Origin of the sequence: Mycolicibacterium nivoides (assembly GCF_003855255.1) — a bacterium.
Classification (GTDB): Bacteria; Actinomycetota; Actinomycetes; order Mycobacteriales; family Mycobacteriaceae; genus Mycobacterium; species Mycobacterium nivoides.
This window is the reverse complement of the sequence record NZ_CP034072.1, coordinates 366,930-384,309: the sequence shown is the minus strand read 5'-3', so window position 1 is coordinate 384,309 and position 17,380 is coordinate 366,930. Positions and strand designations below refer to the sequence as shown.

Annotated in this window: 16 protein-coding genes; 3 read left to right on the top strand and 13 right to left on the bottom strand. The window is 67.4% G+C overall.

The genetic code is table 11. The features are described from left to right. Positions 1 to 66: 66 nt before the first annotated feature. The 3 genes from smc to EH231_RS01895 are packed head-to-tail and all read right to left on the bottom strand — an operon-like array spanning position 67 to position 4,393. Positions 67 to 3,654, bottom strand: a complete 3,588-nt coding sequence (gene smc, locus EH231_RS01905; RefSeq protein ID WP_090425054.1) for a chromosome segregation protein SMC — start codon at positions 3,652 to 3,654, stop codon at positions 67 to 69. A gap of 26 nt (positions 3,655 to 3,680) precedes the next feature. Beyond that, the gene (locus EH231_RS01900; protein WP_090425053.1) at positions 3,681 to 3,989 is read right to left on the bottom strand and encodes an acylphosphatase; all 309 of its coding nucleotides are present in this window, start codon (positions 3,987 to 3,989) and stop codon (positions 3,681 to 3,683) included. After that, positions 3,986 to 4,393, bottom strand: coding sequence for an OsmC family protein (locus EH231_RS01895; RefSeq protein WP_044517502.1), 408 nt, complete (start codon positions 4,391 to 4,393; stop codon positions 3,986 to 3,988). Before EH231_RS01895 ends, EH231_RS01900 begins: the two co-directional genes overlap by 4 nt. Before the next feature lie 138 nt (positions 4,394 to 4,531). Here EH231_RS01895 and EH231_RS01890 point away from each other — a divergent pair, with 138 nt between their 5' ends. Then, on the top strand, positions 4,532 to 5,332 hold the full coding sequence (locus EH231_RS01890; RefSeq protein WP_124711771.1) for an Rv0361 family membrane protein: 801 nt from the start codon (positions 4,532 to 4,534) through the stop codon (positions 5,330 to 5,332). 10 nt (positions 5,333 to 5,342) lie between these two features. On the opposite strand, the gene mutM is transcribed toward EH231_RS01890, so the two are convergent. The 10 genes from mutM to EH231_RS01840 all read right to left on the bottom strand — a co-directional run bounded on the left by mutM (position 5,343) and on the right by EH231_RS01840 (position 15,626). Next, positions 5,343 to 6,209, bottom strand: a complete 867-nt coding sequence (gene mutM / locus EH231_RS01885) for a bifunctional DNA-formamidopyrimidine glycosylase/DNA-(apurinic or apyrimidinic site) lyase (RefSeq protein ID WP_090425050.1) — start codon at positions 6,207 to 6,209, stop codon at positions 5,343 to 5,345. A gap of 6 nt (positions 6,210 to 6,215) precedes the next feature. Further along, complete coding sequence (gene rnc / locus EH231_RS01880) at positions 6,216 to 6,917, bottom strand: ribonuclease III (RefSeq protein ID WP_044517499.1); 702 nt, start codon at positions 6,915 to 6,917, stop codon at positions 6,216 to 6,218. Then, positions 6,914 to 7,531 carry a YceD family protein gene (locus EH231_RS01875; RefSeq protein WP_044517498.1) on the bottom strand — a complete coding sequence of 206 codons (618 nt, stop codon included), beginning with the start codon at positions 7,529 to 7,531 and terminating at the stop codon, positions 6,914 to 6,916. Before EH231_RS01875 ends, rnc begins: the two co-directional genes overlap by 4 nt. 67 nt (positions 7,532 to 7,598) lie before the next feature. Further along, the gene (sepIVA, locus tag EH231_RS01870; protein ID WP_090425049.1) at positions 7,599 to 8,336 is read right to left on the bottom strand and encodes a cell division protein SepIVA; all 738 of its coding nucleotides are present in this window, start codon (positions 8,334 to 8,336) and stop codon (positions 7,599 to 7,601) included. A gap of 110 nt (positions 8,337 to 8,446) precedes the next feature. Beyond that, positions 8,447 to 8,923: a pantetheine-phosphate adenylyltransferase gene (gene coaD, locus EH231_RS01865; RefSeq protein WP_090425048.1), complete on the bottom strand. Its 477-nt coding sequence runs from the start codon at positions 8,921 to 8,923 to the stop codon at positions 8,447 to 8,449. Between the two features lie 38 nt (positions 8,924 to 8,961). Then, positions 8,962 to 9,516, bottom strand: coding sequence for a 16S rRNA (guanine(966)-N(2))-methyltransferase RsmD (rsmD, locus tag EH231_RS01860; protein WP_164481132.1), 555 nt, complete (start codon positions 9,514 to 9,516; stop codon positions 8,962 to 8,964). Further along, positions 9,513 to 12,941 carry a pyruvate carboxylase gene (locus EH231_RS01855; protein WP_090425046.1) on the bottom strand — a complete coding sequence of 1,143 codons (3,429 nt, stop codon included), beginning with the start codon at positions 12,939 to 12,941 and terminating at the stop codon, positions 9,513 to 9,515. The genes rsmD and EH231_RS01855 overlap by 4 nt, the downstream gene beginning before the upstream one ends. 34 nt (positions 12,942 to 12,975) lie before the next feature. Further along, positions 12,976 to 13,602, bottom strand: coding sequence for a vitamin K epoxide reductase family protein (locus EH231_RS01850; protein WP_090425045.1), 627 nt, complete (start codon positions 13,600 to 13,602; stop codon positions 12,976 to 12,978). Beyond that, complete coding sequence (locus EH231_RS01845) at positions 13,599 to 14,462, bottom strand: DsbA family protein (RefSeq protein ID WP_124711770.1); 864 nt, start codon at positions 14,460 to 14,462, stop codon at positions 13,599 to 13,601. Before EH231_RS01845 ends, EH231_RS01850 begins: the two co-directional genes overlap by 4 nt. Positions 14,463 to 14,489: 27 nt before the next feature. Beyond that, on the bottom strand, positions 14,490 to 15,626 hold the full coding sequence (locus EH231_RS01840) for an alpha/beta hydrolase (RefSeq protein ID WP_124711769.1): 1,137 nt from the start codon (positions 15,624 to 15,626) through the stop codon (positions 14,490 to 14,492). Positions 15,627 to 15,639: 13 nt separating this feature from the next. On the opposite strand from EH231_RS01840, the gene EH231_RS01835 reads away from it, so the two are divergent. Both EH231_RS01835 and EH231_RS01830 read left to right on the top strand, forming a co-directional pair. Further along, entirely contained in the window at positions 15,640 to 16,467 is an 828-nt protein-coding gene (locus EH231_RS01835) for an aldo/keto reductase (protein ID WP_090425042.1), read from the top strand. Positions 16,468 to 16,472: 5 nt separating this feature from the next. Next, positions 16,473 to 17,315 (top strand): aldo/keto reductase, encoded by an 843-nt coding sequence (locus EH231_RS01830; protein WP_090425041.1) that lies wholly within the window; start codon positions 16,473 to 16,475, stop codon positions 17,313 to 17,315. The last annotated feature ends 65 nt before the right edge of the window (positions 17,316 to 17,380 follow it).

The following is a 17,380-nucleotide window of genomic DNA, read 5'->3' as shown; positions in this document are numbered from 1 at the left end:
AAGCGTGCGGGGTGAGATCCAGATCCGCGGGGGAATCCGGATCTCACCCCCACGCTCGGCACCCGATCAGCTCGGGTTGGCCGCCAGTTCCTGTCCCCGCATCCGCTGCGAGATCACGGTGGTGATGCCGTCACCGCGCATCGTCACACCGTAGAGCGCGTCGGCGACCTCCATGGTGGGCTTCTGGTGGGTGATCACGATCAGCTGAGACTTTTCCCGCAGCTGCTCGAACAGGCTGATCAGCCGGCGCAGGTTCACATCGTCGAGCGCGGCCTCGACCTCGTCCATCACGTAGAACGGGGATGGGCGGGCCCGGAAGATCGCCACCAGCATGGCCACCGCAGTCAGGGACTTCTCGCCGCCGGACAGCAGCGAGAGTCGCTTGATCTTCTTCCCCGGCGGCCTGGCCTCGACCTCGATGCCGGTGGTCAGCATGTCACTGGGGTTGGTCAGCAGCAGCCGGCCCTCGCCGCCGGGGAACAGCGTGGAAAACACCTGCTCGAACTCGCGCTCGACATCGACATATGCCTCGGTGAACACCTGCAGGATGCGCGTGTCGACATCGGCGATCACATCGAGCAGATCGGTTCGCGCGGCTTTGACGTCCTCAAGCTGCGTGGACAGGAAGTTGTAGCGCTCCTCCAGGGCGGCAAACTCTTCCAGCGCAAGAGGATTGACCCGGCCCAACTCCGAGAGTTCGCGTTCGGCCTTCTTGGCCCGACGTTCCTGGGTCGGCCGGTCGAACGGCATCGGTGCGGGCGCCATAACCTGTTCGCCCCGCTCGCGCGCCTGCTCGTACTCCGCCATCTCCAGCTCGGTGGGCGGCAGCGCCACCTGGGGGCCGTACTCGGCGATCAGGTCGGCGGCCGGCATCCCGAACTGCTCGAGCACCTGAGCCTCGAGCTGCTCGATACGAAGGGACGCTTGCGCTTTGGCCATCTCGTCACGGTGCAGCGCATCGGTCAGCGCCGTGATCCTCGCGTTGAGTTCGGTGACCGCTTCGCGCACCTGGGACAGCGCGGTGGCCCGAATCTGCCGCTCGGTGGCCAGCTCGTCGCGCATCCGCGAAGCCACCGAAACCACAGCGCTCAACCGCCCCGCCACAATGCGTCCCGCTTCGGACACCGCCGCGGCCACCCGCGCCGCATGTTCGCGCGCCTCCCGGGCCCGTTGCGCACGCGCCCGAGCCTCGCGCTCGGCGGCAGCGGCGCGGCGTAGTGAATCAGCCCGTCCGCGAACCGCATTCGCTCGCTCTTCGGCTGTACGCACCGACAGCCGGGCCTCCACCTCGACCGAACGCGCCGCCTCCGCGGCGGCCATCGAGGCCTGGCGGTCCACGGGCTCGGCCTCGAACGTCGGAAGCTGTTCGGCGTTGCGCAGCCGCGACTCGAGTTCGGTGAGTTCCTCGACCGTCTTGGTGCGCCCGGCCTCGAGCTCGTCGCGCTGGCGGATCAGCCGCTGCCACTCGTCACCGGCGCCACGGGCATCCTGTCCCAGGCGGCCCAGCTGTTCGTAGATGGCCGAGATCGCGGCGTCGGATTCGTTGAGCGCGGCCATCGCCTCTTCGGCCGACTCCTGTCGGGCCGCCTGCTCGGCCAGGGCCCCCGACAATGCGGCCGCCAGCTCACCGGTCTGCCGCTCGACGATCTCCAGTTCGTGTCTCGCCTTGTCGATCTCGGAACTGATCTCAAGGGTGGAGGGCTTGCGGTCGGACCCACCACTGATCCAGCCGGCACCGACCAGATCGCCGTCGGCGGTCACCGCGCGCAGGTCCGGGCGCGCCGACACCAGTTGCACCCCGGCGGGCAGATCGGTCACCACCGCCACCCCGGCCAACATCGCGGTGATCGCCCCGCGCAACCGATCCGGGACGGTGACCACGTCGTTGGCCCAGATCGCGCCGTCGGGAAGCGTGCCCGATGCTGCCGAGCCGTTGACCTTCCAGTCCCCCAGCAGCAGAGCGGCCCGCCCGCCGTCGGATTCCTTGAGCGCGGCCACGGCGGCGGCGGCAACACCGAAATCCTCGGCGGCCAACGCGTCGGCGGCGGCGCCCAGAACGGTGGCCACCGCCACCTCATGCCCCGGCTGCACTTTCAGGAATTCCCCGATGGTGCCGAAAAGCCCTGAGCCGCTGTGGTTCTTCTGCAACCAGGCAGCACCGTCGCGTCGGTCCAGGCTGACGGAGAGGGCCTCGATGCGGGCCCGCAGCGAGGCGACCTGCCGTTCGGCGGCACGCTCGGCCGACTGCAGTTCGGCCACCCGTTCATCGGCGATCCGCAGGGCTGCCACCGAGCGGTCGTGCTGCTCGTCCAGACCCACTTCCCCGGCATCGAGTTCGCTGACCCGGCTCTGCACAGTCTCGAATTCGGCCCGTGTCAGTTGGGCCTTGGCGGCGGCTTCCTCGATGTTGACCGACATCCGCATGACCCCGTCGTCGATCGACTCGACCCGGGTGCGCATGGTGTCGACCTGCCCGGCCAACCGGGCCAGCCCCTCCCGACGGTCCGCCTCGGCCCGGGCCGCGGCCAGATGCGCCCGCTCGGCCTCCGCGGCGATCTGTTCACGTTCGGCCAGCTCGGCGCGGGCACTCTCCAAGACGATGCGCGACTCTTCGAGCTCGCCCAGCAGCTCCATCTCGAGCTCGGCGACCTCGTCGGCCTCGGCTTCCAGCGCCTCGGGGTCCTGCCCGGTGGAAACCTCGGCCTCCGCCTCGAACGACTGGGCCCGGTCGGTCGCGATCCGCACGGTGGCGCTCACCCGTTCGGCCAGGGCCGAGGCCCGGAACCAAGTCTGTTGGGCGGCCTCGGCGCGCCTGGTCAGTTCGGCCACCGCGGCCTCGTGCGCCTGCAGTTCGACCGTCGACGTCTCCAGCCGGACGGTCGCCTCATCATGCTCGCGGCGCAGCGTGGTCTCGGCCTGGTTGGTGTTGTGGAACTCGACCTGCCTTCTCACCAGATCATCGGCGGCCAGGCGCAGGCGGGCGTCACGCAGATCGGCCTGGATCGTCGCCGCGCGCCGCGCCATCTCGGCCTGGCGGCCCAGCGGTTTGAGCTGGCGGCGCAACTCGGTTGTCAGATCGGTCAGACGGGCCAGGTTCGCCGCCATCGAGTCGAGCTTGCGGACCGCCTTTTCCTTGCGTTTGCGGTGCTTGAGAACCCCGGCGGCCTCCTCGATGAAGGCGCGGCGATCCTCGGGACGCGACTCCAGGATCTCGGCGAGCTTGCCCTGGCCGACGATGACGTGCATCTCGCGGCCGATGCCCGAATCACTCAGCAGTTCTTGAACGTCCATCAGCCGGCAGCTGCTGCCGTTAATCTCGTATTCGCCTGCGCCGTCACGGAACACGCGGCGGGTGATCGACACCTCGGAGTACTCGATCGGCAGCGCGTTGTCGGAGTTGTCGATGGTCAGCGTCACCTCGGCGCGGCCCAGCGGCGCCCGCGAGGACGTACCGGCGAAGATGACGTCCTCCATCTTGCCGCCGCGCAGGGTCTTGGCGCCCTGCTCGCCCATCACCCAGGTGAGGGCGTCGACCACGTTCGACTTGCCCGACCCGTTGGGGCCGACGACGCAGGTGATGCCGGGTTCGAACCGCAGAGTCGTCGGCGAGGCGAAGGACTTGAAGCCCTTCAGCGTCAGACTCTTGAGGTGCACGGAGTCAAACCCTACCGCCGACTCGGCTACCGTTCGTGAAACCCCGCCATCGGGGCGTCGGCATCCGCCCAATCTGCGACGACGTTATCCACCGACCCTGGGGTTTCACCGCTCTGCAGCAGCTCAAGCAATCGCTGACATTTCGCGCGCGGCCCCTGCGCCACGACGTGCACCCGGCCGTCGGGCCGATTCGAAGCAAACCCGGTCAGACCGAGCTCCAGCGCCCGTGCCCGGGTCCACCACCGGAACCCCACGCCCTGCACATGACCGTGCACCCAGGCACTCAGACGCACTTCGGCGTCGGGCCCGGCCGCGGGGAGTTCCGGGCCGGTCATCGAGTGGCGACCTCGAACTTCACCTCGGTGCCGGACTTGAGGGTGCGGCCCACCGTGCAGACCTGGTCGATGGCGCGCTCGACCACGGTCAACAGCCTGGCCACCTCGGACTCCGAAAGACCCGACAGGTCGATTTCGAGTTTCTCCTCCAGCAGCGGGTAGCGCTCCTGCTCCCGGTCCGCCGGCCCGGACACCCTGATGGTCGCCGGATAGTCGTCGCCCAGACGCCGGCGCAGTGGCTGATCGCTGGACATCCCGCTGCACGCCGCGAGGGCGATCTTCATCAGCTCACCCGGGGTGAACACGCCCTCGACGTCCTCACTGCCGACGAGTACCTCTGCACCGCGCGAACTGCGCCCGACATACCGGCGCACGCCGGTGCGGTCAACCCAAAGTTCGGTCATGCGGTATTTCTACACGTCGCGACACACTGTTATTCCAGCGGTGATGGCCGCGCACCCTGCTTGGGGGCCCCAGTTCACCACAGCGGTGAACCATGCAGCGACGATAGACTCGGCAGACCGACTTCGCCGAGGAGCACCGTGACGTACCCGCCGAGCAATCCGCCCACCCCGCCATCAGGCTCCCCCGAGCCCTGGCAGCAGCCGTATCAGCCGGGCGGGCCTCAGGGGTATCCGAACACCGGTGCCAACCCCGAGCAGCCCTACGGCTCGCCTTACGGCGCACCTCAGCAGCCCGAGCAGCCCTACGGCTCGCCCTACGGCGCACCTCAGCAGCCCTACGGGGCACCCCAGCAGCCCCAGTCTCCATATGGAGCTCCATACGGAGCGCCCCAGCAGCCCTACGGCTCGCCCTACGGAGCCCAGCCGCCTTACGGCGCGCCGCAGCAGCCGTACGGCTATCCCGCTCCCCAGCCACCCAAGAGCGGCAACGGTAAGTGGCTGGCGATCGCCGGCGCCGTACTGGCCGTGGTGATCCTGGTCGGCGGCATCGCCATCTTCGCGTTGAGCGGCGACTCGAAGGACGGCCGCACCAACGCGGGGTCGTCACAGTCGTCCAGCGAGAGCGCGGCCGAGCAGGAGGTCCGGGATTTCCTCGATGAGGTGATGTCGAGCAGCAGCGACCTCAACGAAGCCCTGCCCTATTTCTGCCAGGCGGATCAGGACCTGTTCGACAAGATCGGCGGTCTGGATGCCATCGACATTCCGAAGACCACTGATTCCAGCGGGACGGCAGAGATCACCAAGATCACGGTGAACGGGAGCAAGGCCGTCGTCGACATCTCCAGCAGCGCCGGCCCCGGCAAGTTGTACCTGCGCAAGGAAAGCGGATCGTGGAAGATCTGCATGTCCGATATGCCGGGCATGCCCAGCATGCCGTGATCCGTCCGGGTCAGCCCCGGGGACGGGGCTGACATTTCGGGCAGTAGAACGACGATCGGTTCATGAACTTCTCGCGGCGCATCACCGCGCCGCACCGCCGGCACGGCTCCCCTTCGCGGCCGTAGGCGTCCAAAGACCGCTCGAAGTAGCCCGATTCGCCGTTGACGTTCACATAGAGCGAATCGAATGACGTACCACCCTGGCTGAGCGCATCGGTCATCACCGCGGCGGCGGCATCGAGCACTTCGGCCAGCCGGCGGCGCGGCAGCAGGGCGGCGGTTCTGGCGCCGTTGACCTTGGTCCGCCACAGCGCCTCGTCGGCGTAGATGTTGCCGATACCAGATACCACGGTCTGGTCGAGCAGCTGACGCTTGATCTCAGAGTGCTTGCGCCGCAACACGGTAACCACGCTGTCTCGATCGAAGCGCGGGTCGAGCGGATCGCGCGCGATGTGAGCGACAGGCTCGGGCAACGCGGCGCCGTCGACCGTCACCAGATCGGCCAGCTGCCAGCCCCCGAACGTCCGTTGGTCGACGAAGCTCAGGGCCGTGCCGTCGTCGAGCAGCGCGGCGATCCGCAGATGCCGGTCGTCGCGCAGCGGCCCCAACAGCATCTGGCCGCTCATCCCCAGATGCACCACCAGGGCATCGGTCGCGTCCTGGCTGCCATCCTCCCCCAGCGTCAGCCAGAGGTACTTGCCCCGGCGGCCGGTTCCGGTGATGCGGGCGCCCAGCAGTCGCGCGGTCAGATCGGCGGGACCGGCCTCGTGACGGCGTACGGCACGCGGATGATGCACGCGTACCGCTGAAATCGTCTTGCCCGCAACATGTTCCTGCAACCCGCGGCGGACGACCTCTACCTCGGGCAGTTCGGGCATCGGTGCTCACGCATTGTCGAGTGCGTTCCAGGCCGCGGCCGCCGCCTTGAGCTCGGCCTCTTTCTTGTTGCGCCCCACGCCCCTGCCGTATTCGACATCGGCCACCACCACCGACGCCGAGAATTCCTTGTCGTGGTCGGGCCCGGTGGACGTCACCACATAGGTGGGTGCACCGAGCCCGCGGGACGCGGTCAGCTCCTGCAGGCTGCTCTTCCAGTCCAGACCGGCTCCCAGCGTCGGGGCGGTGTCGAGCAGTTCACCGAACAACCGCAGGATCACCTCACGCGAAGTGGTCAGTCCGTGCTGCAGATAGATTGCGCCGAGCAGGGATTCGACGCCATCGGCGAGAATGCTCGACTTGTCGGCACCGCCGGAGTTCTCCTCCCCCTTGCCCAGCAGCAGGTGGCTGCCGAGGCCGCCGTCGGTGAGCCCACGGCCGACATCGGCGAGAGCCTGGGTGTTGACGATGCTGGCCCGGAGCTTGGCCAGGTCACCCTCCGACCGCTCGGGGTGGCGGTGATAGAGCTCCTCGGTGATCGTCAACCCCAGCACCGCGTCGCCGAGAAACTCCAGCCGCTCGTTGGTCGGCAGGCCGCCGTTCTCGTAGGAGTAGCTGCGATGCGTCAACGCGATGGTGAGCAGTTCGGCGGGCAAGTCGACGCCGAGTACTTCCAGCAGCGCCGCATGCGAGTCGGTCGCGTCGGTCACTCGTCGCCCCCGGGGCGCTCGTCGTCGGGCATCATCGCCGCCAGCTTGGCCCAGCGGGGATCGATCTTGTCGTGGTGGTGCCCCGGCTCTGCGGTGGCCAGTGCGACACCGCAATCGGGGCACAGTCCCGGGCAGTCAGGACGGCACAGCGGGGAGAACGGCAACGCCAATCCGACAGCGTCGATGATCGGCTGTTCCAGGTTCACCGTGTCGGCATGACCGGAGGCGCCCACCCGGCCCATCTCGTCGGCCTCGGTCGTCTCGTCGGTAGTGCTGTCGGGGTACGCGTAGAGCTCGGTGAGGTCGATCTCGACGTCACCGGTGAGTTCGGTCAGGCAGCGCGCACATTCGCCGACGGTGGGGGCCGATACGGTCCCACTGACCAGCACGCCCTCCGACACCGACTGCAATTGCAGGTCGAGGTCGAGCGGTGCGCCCTTCTCGATGGCGACCAGCTCGGCCCCGATCCGCACCGGACTCGGCACCGTCTCCTGGTAAGCCAGGAACGAACCCGGGCGCCGGCCGAGTCGGGAGACATCGATCACCAGCGGCGACCGGGAATCAAAGCGCCTCTCAGGCCCTCCCCGTCCAGCTGATTTCGCATGCGTCGCCATGCATCGATCCTACGGCGGTATCAGATCACGTCACGACGCAGTGCACACCGACAACTGTGCAAGGTCGTCAGCGGGTGGCGTAGTCGTGCGTGCCGGCGGTCGTGCGTAGTTGGTGACGTCCGCGGCCGACGGAGCGCAGCGTGCCGTTGAGGAAGTCCTCGAACTCAGCCAGTTTGCTGTCGACGTAGATGTCGCACTCGCCGCGAAGCCGGTCGGCCTCGGCGTGCGCCGCGTCGACGAGCCGGGTGGCCTCGGCGGTGGCGGTCGAGACGATCTCGGTCTGCGACACCAGGCGCTGTTGCTCCTTGATGCCCTCTTGTACGGCCTTCTCGTAGGAGATGTTGCCGTTCTCGATCAGACGATCGGCTTCGGCCTTGGCGCGGCCCGTGGTCGCGTCGTACTCACGCTTCGCCGCGGTCGCGACCCGCGCCGCCTCTTCACGCGCCTCGCCGACCATGCGCTCACTGTGCTGACGGGCCTCGGCGACCATCCGGTCGGCCTGCGCCTTGGCGTCGGCCAGCAGTCGGTCGGCCTCACCCCTGGCGTGATTGATCATGCCGTCGGCGTCGGCATTGACCTTGGACATCACCGACTCGGAGTGTTCCTTGGCCTCGCGCAGCAGCGAATCACGCGCGTCGAGCACGTCCTGGGCATCGTCGAGCTCACCGGGGATCGCGTCCTTGATGTCATCGATCAGTTCGAGCACATCACCGCGCGGGACCACGCAACCGGCGGTCATCGGCACACCACGCGCTTCTTCGACGATCGCGCCGAGCTCGTCGAGCGCTTCAAAAACTCGGTACACGGCAAAACCCTCCAGGTCGTCGTTGTTAGTAACCAGTGTGCCTGGTGTTACGCCTGTGACTTGGGAGCACAATCGGTGTGTCGCCGCCGGACCATGCCCGGCAACCGGCGTCAGCCGTTCAGTTTGGCCTGCAACCTGCGATTGACCGGCTCGGGAAGCAGCGCAGAAACGTCGCCGCCCAGGGAGGCGACCTCCTTGGCCAGCGACGACGACACAAACGAGTACTGCGGGGTGGTCGCGACGAAGAACGTGTCGACTCCGGCCACATGCTTGTTCATCTGCGCCATCTGCAGCTCATATTCGAAGTCCGTACCGGTGCGCAGACCCTTGACGATCGCGGTGAGCCCGCGCGTCTTGACGAAATCGACCACCAGGCCCTGACCGGACTCGACCCGCAGATTCGGCAGGTGCGTGGTCGACTCGGCGATCATCGCGATGCGCTCGTCGAGATCGAACATGCCCTTCTTGTTGGGGTTCACCAGAACCGCCACCACGACCTCGTCGAACTGCGCAGCCGCACGCTCGAAGATGTCGACATGGCCAAGGGTCACCGGGTCGAAGGAGCCGGGGCATACCGCGCCACTCATGGGTGACGACGGTACAGGCCGCCGTATCAACGGATCCGCTAGCCCACTTCGGCGAGTTCGACGCGGGTATCGCCGTATCGCCGGGTACTCAGCTCGTCCCAGCCCGCGGGCCAGCTCGCCGGCCGGCTCGACGCGCGCCGCTCCACCAGCACGACGCTGCCGGGGGTCACCCACCCGGCGTCGGCCAACGCCACGAGCATCGCATCGACCGCACCGTCGTCGAGATCGTAGGGCGGGTCGGCGAACACCAGATCCACCGGCCGCGTGGCGCCCCCGGCCAGCACGGTCTCGACAGTGCCGCGGCGCACGGTGGCCCCGCGAACGCCCAGGGAGGCGATGTTCTCGGTGATGACGGCAGCCGCGCGCGCGTCGGCCTCGACAAAGGTCGCCGAGGTCGCACCACGCGAAAGCGCTTCCAGGCCAAGCGCTCCCGAACCGGCGTACAGATCAAGCACGGACAATCCCGCGAAATCCAGCCGCGCCGTCAACGCGTTGAACACAGCCTCCCTGACCCGATCTGAGGTGGGTCGGGTGCCGCTGCGGGGCACCGCAATCCGCCGCCCGCCGAGCGCACCGGCGATGATGCGGGTCAGATCGATCCCCCGGTCGCTTCGCTCCTGCCCGCCGAACCGACCACCACGAGGAGGTCACCACCCTCGACCTGCGCCGTGGCAGCCACCGCGACGCGTTCGACGATGCCGGCCTTGGGGGCGGTGATGGCGGCTTCCATCTTCATCGCCTCGATGGTCGCGATGGTCGCGCCCGCCTCCACGGTGTCGCCCGCGGCGACACCGACGGTGACCACACCCGCGAACGGGGCCGCGACATGATTCGGGTTGTTGCGGTCAGCCTTCTCCGCCGCCGGGACCTCACTGGCGATGCTGCGGTCGCGCACCGTGATCGGACGCAGCTGCCCGTTGAGAATGCACATCACCGTGCGCATCCCGCGCTCGTCGGCATCCGAGATCGCCTCAAGACCGATCAGCAACTGCACACCGCGCTCGAGCTCGACGCGATGCTCCTCGCCGTAGCGCAGCCCGTAGAAGAACTGGTTGGCGCTCAGGCTCGAGGTGTCGCCGTAGATTTCGCGGTGCGCCTCGAACTCCTTGGTCGGCGCCGGGAACAGCAACCGGTTCAACGCCGCCTGACGCTTGGGCCCGGGCGCCGCCAGCAGCGCCTCGTCCTCGACCGAGAGCTCCTGAATCGGCTTGGCCGGTTCCCTGCCCTCAAGTGCCTTGGTGCGCAACGGTTCCGGCCATCCGCCAGGAGGATCGCCGAGTTCGCCACGCAGGAACCCGATCACGCTGTCGGGGATGTCGTAGCGGGCTGGATCGGCGGCGAATTCCTGCGCGCTGACCCCGGCACCCACCAGCGCCAGCGCCAGATCCCCGACCACCTTGCTCGACGGGGTCACCTTCACCAGCCGGCCCAGTACCCGATCGGCCGCGGCATAGCTGGTCTCGATCTCCTCGAACCGGTCCCCCAGCCCCAGGGCGATGGCCTGCTGGCGCAGGTTGCTCAACTGTCCGCCGGGGATCTCGTGGGTGTACACCCGCCCGGTCGGACATGGAGGACCCGACGCCGCAACATCGAATGGCGCGTAGACCTTCCGCAACGCCTCCCAGTAGGGCTCAAGATCGCAGACCGCGTCCAGCGACAACCCGGTGTCGTACTCGGTGTGCGCGGCGGCGGCCACGATCGAGGACAACGCAGGCTGACTGGTGGTGCCGGCCAACGGGGCCGCGGCACCGTCCACCGCCGACGCCCCGGCCTGCCAGGCCGCCAGGTACGTCGCCAGCTGCCCACCCGGAGTGTCATGGGTGTGCACATGCACCGGCAGGTCGAACCGCGACCGCAACGCCGAGACCAGCGTGTGCGCCGAGTGCGGACGCAACAACCCGGCCATGTCCTTGATCGCGAGCACGTGCGCGCCCGCATCGACGATCTGCTCGGCCAGCTTGAGGTAGTAGTCCAGCGTGTACAGGTTCTCGCTGGGGTTGCTGAGATCCCCGGTGTAGGACATCGCCACTTCGGCGATGGCCGTGCCCGTCTCGCGGACCGCATCGATCGCCGGGCGCATCGACTCGACGTTGTTGAGCGCATCGAAGATCCGGAAGATGTCGATTCCAGTCGCCGCTGCTTCTTCTACAAAGGCCGAACACACCAATTCCGGATACGGCGTGTATCCCACGGTGTTGCGGCCCCGCAGCAACATCTGCAGACAGATATTGGGGACCGCCTCCCGCAGGGCGGCCAGCCGCTCCCACGGATCTTCCTTCAGGAACCGAAGCGCCACATCGTAAGTCGCGCCACCCCAGCACTCGATGGACAGCAACTGCGGCATCGTCCGGGCCACATACGGCGCCACCTTCAGCAGGCCGGTGGACCGCAACCGGGTGGCCAACAGTGACTGGTGCGCATCACGGAACGTCGTGTCGGTGACCCCGACCGCCTTGCTGTCACGCATCCACCGCGCGAAGCCTTCGGGCCCCAACTCGATCAGGCGTTGCTTGGAGCCCGGCGCCGGTACCGACGACAGATCCAGCGCAGGCAGTTTGTCCTGCGGATACACCCCCGTCGGCCGTTCCCCGTTCGGCTTGTTCACGGTGATATCGGCCAGGTAGTTCAAGATCTTGGTACCGCGATCGGCAGGGGTGTGCGCGGTCAGCAACTGCGGGCGATCGTCGATGAACGACGTCGTGACCCGTCCGGCACGGAAATCCGGATCCTCGATCACGGCCTGCAGGAACGGGATGTTCGTCGACACACCGCGGATGCGGAACTCGGCCAGGGCACGGCGGGCCCGTGAGACGGCCGTGGAGAAGTCCCGTCCACGACAGGTCAGCTTGACCAGCATCGAGTCGAAATGCGCGGAGATCTCCGCACCCAGGTTGGATCCACCGTCCAGGCGGATGCCGGCGCCACCGGGCGATCGGTAGGCGGTGATCCGGCCGGTGTCCGGACGGAATCCGTTGGCCGGATCCTCGGTCGTGATCCGGCACTGCATCGCCGCCCCGCGAATGACCAGCGAGTCCTGGCTCAAACCCAGATCGGCCAGGCTCTCCCCGGCCGCGATCCGCAACTGTGAGCCCACCAGGTCCACATCGGTGATCTCCTCGGTCACCGTGTGCTCGACCTGGATCCGTGGATTGCACTCGATGAACACGTGATGACCGCGCTCGTCGAGCAGGAACTCGATGGTGCCCGCGCAGCTGTAGCCGATCTGGCGGGCCAGGGCCACCGCATCCGCGCAAATCTGTTCGCGCAGAGCAGGATCCAGATTCGGCGCGGGTGCCAGCTCGATCACCTTCTGGTGCCGCCGCTGCACGCTGCAATCCCGCTCGAACAGGTGCATCACGTTGCCCTGCGTATCGGCCAGGATCTGCACCTCGATGTGGCGCGGATTGATGACGGCCTGCTCCAGGTACACCTCGGGATCGCCGAACGCCGACTCCGCCTCACGCGAAGCCGCCTCCACCGCCTCGGGCAGCGCCTCCGGGTCGGTGACACGGCGCATTCCGCGCCCACCACCACCGGAAACCGCCTTGACGAACAGCGGGAACGTCATATCCCGTGCGGCAGCAACCAATTCGTCCACCGACGATGATGGCGCCGAGGATGCCAGCACCGGCAGTCCCGCTGCCTTCGCCGCCGCGATCGCCCGCGCCTTGTTGCCGGTCAGTTCCAGAACCTGCGCCGAGGGCCCCACAAAGGTGATTCCGGCTTCCGCACAGGCCGAGGCCAGTTCCGGATTCTCCGACAAGAAGCCGTAACCCGGATACACCGCATCCGCACCGGAATGCCTGGCGACCCTGATGATCTCGTCCACCGATAGGTACGCCCGTACCGGATGGCCGATCTCGCCGATCTGATATGACTCGTCGGCCTTCAGGCGGTGCAGCGAATTGCGATCCTCGTACGGATACACCGCCACCGTTGCGATGCCCATCTCATAGGCAGCACGAAATGCACGGATCGCGATCTCGCCACGATTGGCGACTAACAGCTTGGAAATCACGGGTAGACCTAACCGACAAGTTATTTCGGAAGTGTTACAGCAGCGTTGACCAGTATTCCCAGAAACGCACCAAGATCAACAGCACAAGTGAGGTGAACCAGAGCGCCACCAGCGACCACCGCCACTGATAGATCGCCCGGGCAACTCCGTTGGTGTGCAGCGGCCGGAGCGCGATGGAGCTCGTCACCACGAGCAGCGGGATGGTCACCGACCACACCACCATGCAGTACGGGCACAGGGCGCCGATGCGGTAGAGGCTCTGGAAGATCAGCCAGTGCACCATGACGGCACCGAGCAGGGTTCCGGCCGCAAGCCCGGACCAGTACCACCGGGGCAGCCGAACACCCGCCACGGCCAGCACACCGGTGACCAGGGTGACCGTGAAGGCGACCACCCCGATCAGCGAGTTGGGGAATCCGAAGACCGATGCCTGCCAGGTCGTCATCACCGACCCGCAGGAGATCACCGGGTTGATGCTGCAGGTCGGAACGTACGACGGATCGATCAGCAGCTCGATCTTCTCGACCGTGAGCGCCAGCGCGGAGGCCAGACCGAGGACACCGGCGATCAGAATCCAGACCGCCCCGGCCTTGCCGACGGCCACTCCCGGGGCTTTCTCGGTCCCCGACTCGTCTAGCTCGGACGCGGCGGTGTCGGTCATGGCTGAGCCGGTGCCGGAGTCGCGGGTGCGGCAGGCGCGGCGGGAGCGGGCGCGGCGGGAGCGGGCGCGGCGGGAGCGGCCGGCGCTGCGGGAGCGGGCGCCGCGGGAGCGCCGGGGCCGGGGGCCGGGCCCTTCAGGGCGGGCAGGTCGCCGACGATCTCCTTGACCTTCGCGATCAGGGCATCGGGTGTGGTCGGGTTGTACTCCTCGCCGTTGAACCGAACGGTCGGGGTCGAGTTGATCCCGGTGGCTGCGGCCATGCCCTGGACCATCTCCACGTAGCGGCCCTTGGTGATGCAGTCGGGCACCTCACCGGCCGCACCGGCCTGGCGGGCGAGTTCGATGATCCGGGCGTTGTCGGGGTAGACACCGCCGCCCTCCTCCGGCTGGATTCCGGGGGTGTAGAGCGCGGAGTGGAAACGGCGGAAGGCATCGATGGACTCGTCGGCGACGCAGTAGGCGGCACCTCCGGCCCGCGACGAGTAGCCGTTGCCCGCCTTGTCCAGGATCGCCACCATGTGGTAGTCGACTGCTACCGCACCGGCGTCGATGAGCTTGTTGATGGTCGGGCCGAACTGCTGTTCCAGATGACCGCACGCGGGGCACAGGAAATCCTCGAAGAGGCTCAGCGTCACCTTGGGCTCGGTCGTGCCCTCTTTGGTGATCACGTTGGGCGCCGCCACATGCACGGCCCGGGCCTCGCCGGAGGCCGGGCGCTTGTGGCCGGTCGTCACGATGTAGAGCACCAGGCCGACGGCGAACAGCACCACAACGGCTGTCAGCCCGATCTGAACCCACAGGTTGCGCTTGCGGTCAGCCGCCTTGAGGTCGTACTTCGCGGTCTTCTTCGGTTTGGCCACGTCGACAAGCGTACCGGCGCTGCCAGGTCAGCTTTCGGCGCGGCTGAGATGGGCGCGCAGGGCAGAGATCATCGCGCTCGTCGCGGTGGCGCTGCCGCCTCCCAGCGGGAAGAAGTTGGCGAACGCGTGGATCATCGAGCGCTCCTCGCGGAGGTCCACCACCACCCCGGCGTCCTGCAGCGCCCTCGCGTAGCGGTTGCCCTCGTCACGCAGCGGATCGAACCCGGCGGTGACCACCAGCGCGGGCGGCAAGCCGGTGAGATCCTCGTTCAGCAGCGGTGAGATCACCGGGTCATCGGCGGTCACGTCGGCACCGTCGAGATAGTGCCCGGTGAACCAGTCCATGTCGCGCGTGCTCAGGAAGTAGCCGTCGGCGAACAGCGTCTTGGATCGCGTGTCGCTCGACATATCGGTGACCGGATAGAGCAACAGCTGCAGCGCAGGCAGCGGCAGCTCGGAATCGCGGGCCTGCTGAGCCACCACGGCAGCCAGATTGCCGCCCGCGCTGTCTCCCCCGACCACGATGCGCGTGGCGCCCAGACCGGCAGCGTGGTCGAGCGCCCAGCGGTAGGCGGCATACGCGTCGTCGACGGCGGCCGGCGCCTTGTGCTCGGGCGCGAGCCGGTAGTCGACGGAGATCACCTGGATTCCGCCGTCCCGGCAGATCAGCCGGCACAGGTTGTCATGGGTGTCGAGGTCACCGATCACGAAGCCGCCGCCGTGGAAGTACAGCAACAGCGCGGACGTCGCCGGGGACCCCGTGCCGTCGGGGACATATCGTCGCGCCGGGATGGGCCCGGCCGGTCCCGGAATCGAAATCTCGCTCACATCCGCATCGATGCGGACCTTCATCATGGCTGCGGTGGCCCGCAGCGCGGCCCGCGAGACGGCGACGCCCGACTCCGGGCTGTGATCGGCGACCAGGCCTCCGACACCGGCCGCATGTTCGGCGGCCAGGGTGAATTGCAGCGTGGTGTCCAGGGTGTTGCCGTCTACCGTCACCGAACGGCCGCCCAGCAGCAGGCGCTTGACCCGGTCGGAGATCCGCGGGATCGCGGCCAGCGCCACCTTGGTCGCCTGCACGAGCAGCTGCTGTTTGACGGTGTCCCCGGGGCGACCGTCAGATCCCCCTCGGGCCTGCCCTGCTGGCAGACTTTCAGTCATGGCTGATTCCTCTGTGAGTCCTCGTGTCACGCTCAACGACGGTAATTCGATACCGCAAGTCGGGTTGGGGGTTTGGCAGACCCCCGCCGAAGAGACCGAACGCGCAGTGGCCGCGGCGCTGCAGGCAGGCTACCGGCACATCGACACCGCCGCCGCGTACCGCAACGAGCCCGAGACGGGCCGCGGCCTGGTCGAATCCGGGGTTCCCCGCGAGGACGTGTTCCTGGTGACCAAGCTGTGGAACAGCGACCAGGGGTATGACTCGACGCTGGCGGCGTTCGACGCCAGCCTGGATCGGCTCGGTGTGGACTACCTCGACCTGTATCTCATCCACTGGCCCGTGCCGGCCAACAACGCCTACGTCGACACGTTCAAGGCCTTCGCGCACCTGCGCGATCAAGGCCGGGTCCGGTCCATCGGGGTGAGCAACTTCGCGCCCGAACACCTCACCGTGCTCATCGACTCCACCGGCATCGTGCCCGTGGTCAATCAGATCGAATTGCACCCGCTGCTACCGCAACACGAGCTTCGTGAGGTGCACGCCGAACTGGGCATCGCCACCGAGGCATGGAGCCCCCTTGGCCAGGGGTCGTTACTCGCCGATCCGGTGATCACCGGCATCGCCGAACGGCACGGTAAAACCCCCGCACAGGTACTGATTAGGTGGCATATACATCTGGGTAATATCGTCATCCCCAAGTCGGTGAACCCCGAGCGGATTGTCAGTAATTTCGACGTATTCGATTTCGACCTGGACGAAACGGATATGGCGGCCATCGCCTCGTTGGAGACGGACACCCGCCTGGGCCCCGATCCGCGAACCTTCAACTTCACAGGATAGGTGCCATGACCTCCTCGGACGGGGCTGCGATTCCCACCGTCACGCTCAACGACGACCGTACGATCCCCGTCGTCGGTCTGGGCGTCGGCGGACTCTCGGATTCCGAGGCAGAGCGCGTGGTTTCGGCCGCCCTGGAGGCCGGCCACCGGTTGATCGACACCGCCGCCGCCTACGGCAACGAGGCCGGCGTCGGCCGGGCCATCGCGGCATCGGGCATTCCGCGCGAGGAGATCTCGGTCACCACCAAGCTGGCCATCACCGATCAGGGTTTCCAGTCGTCCCAGAACGCCGGGCGAGCCAGCTTGGAGCGGCTCGGTCTGGACTACGTGGACCTCTACCTGATCCATTGGCCCGGCAACGACATCGGCAAGTATGTCGACAGCTGGGGTGGGCTGATGGCACTCAAGCAGGAGGGGCTGGCCCGCTCGACGGGCGTGTCCAACTTCAGCCCCGAGAACCTGTCGACGATCGTCGACCTGACGTTCGTCGCTCCTGCGGTCAACCAGATCGAACTTCACCCGTTGCTCAACCAGAGTGCCTGGCGGGCCGCCAACGCCAAGTACAACGTCGTCACGGAGGCCTACAGCCCGCTCGGCGTCGGCAATCTGCTCGACAACCCGGCCGTCACGGCCATCGCCGGGGCGCACGGCAGGACCCCGGCGCAGGTACTGATCCGCTGGAGCATCCAGCTGGGCAACATCGTGATCTCGCGGTCGACCAACCCGGAGCGGATCGCGTCCAACCTCGACGTGTTCGGCTTCGAGTTGACCGACGAGCAGATGGACAGCCTCAACGGCCTCGATGACGGCACCCGGTTCCGGCCGGACCCGGCGACTTTCACGGGTTAATTCCTCTTCCACGAGCAGGTCGAGCAGGGCGCCTCGCAACACCGCCAACGCCAGGGTGCGGGCGG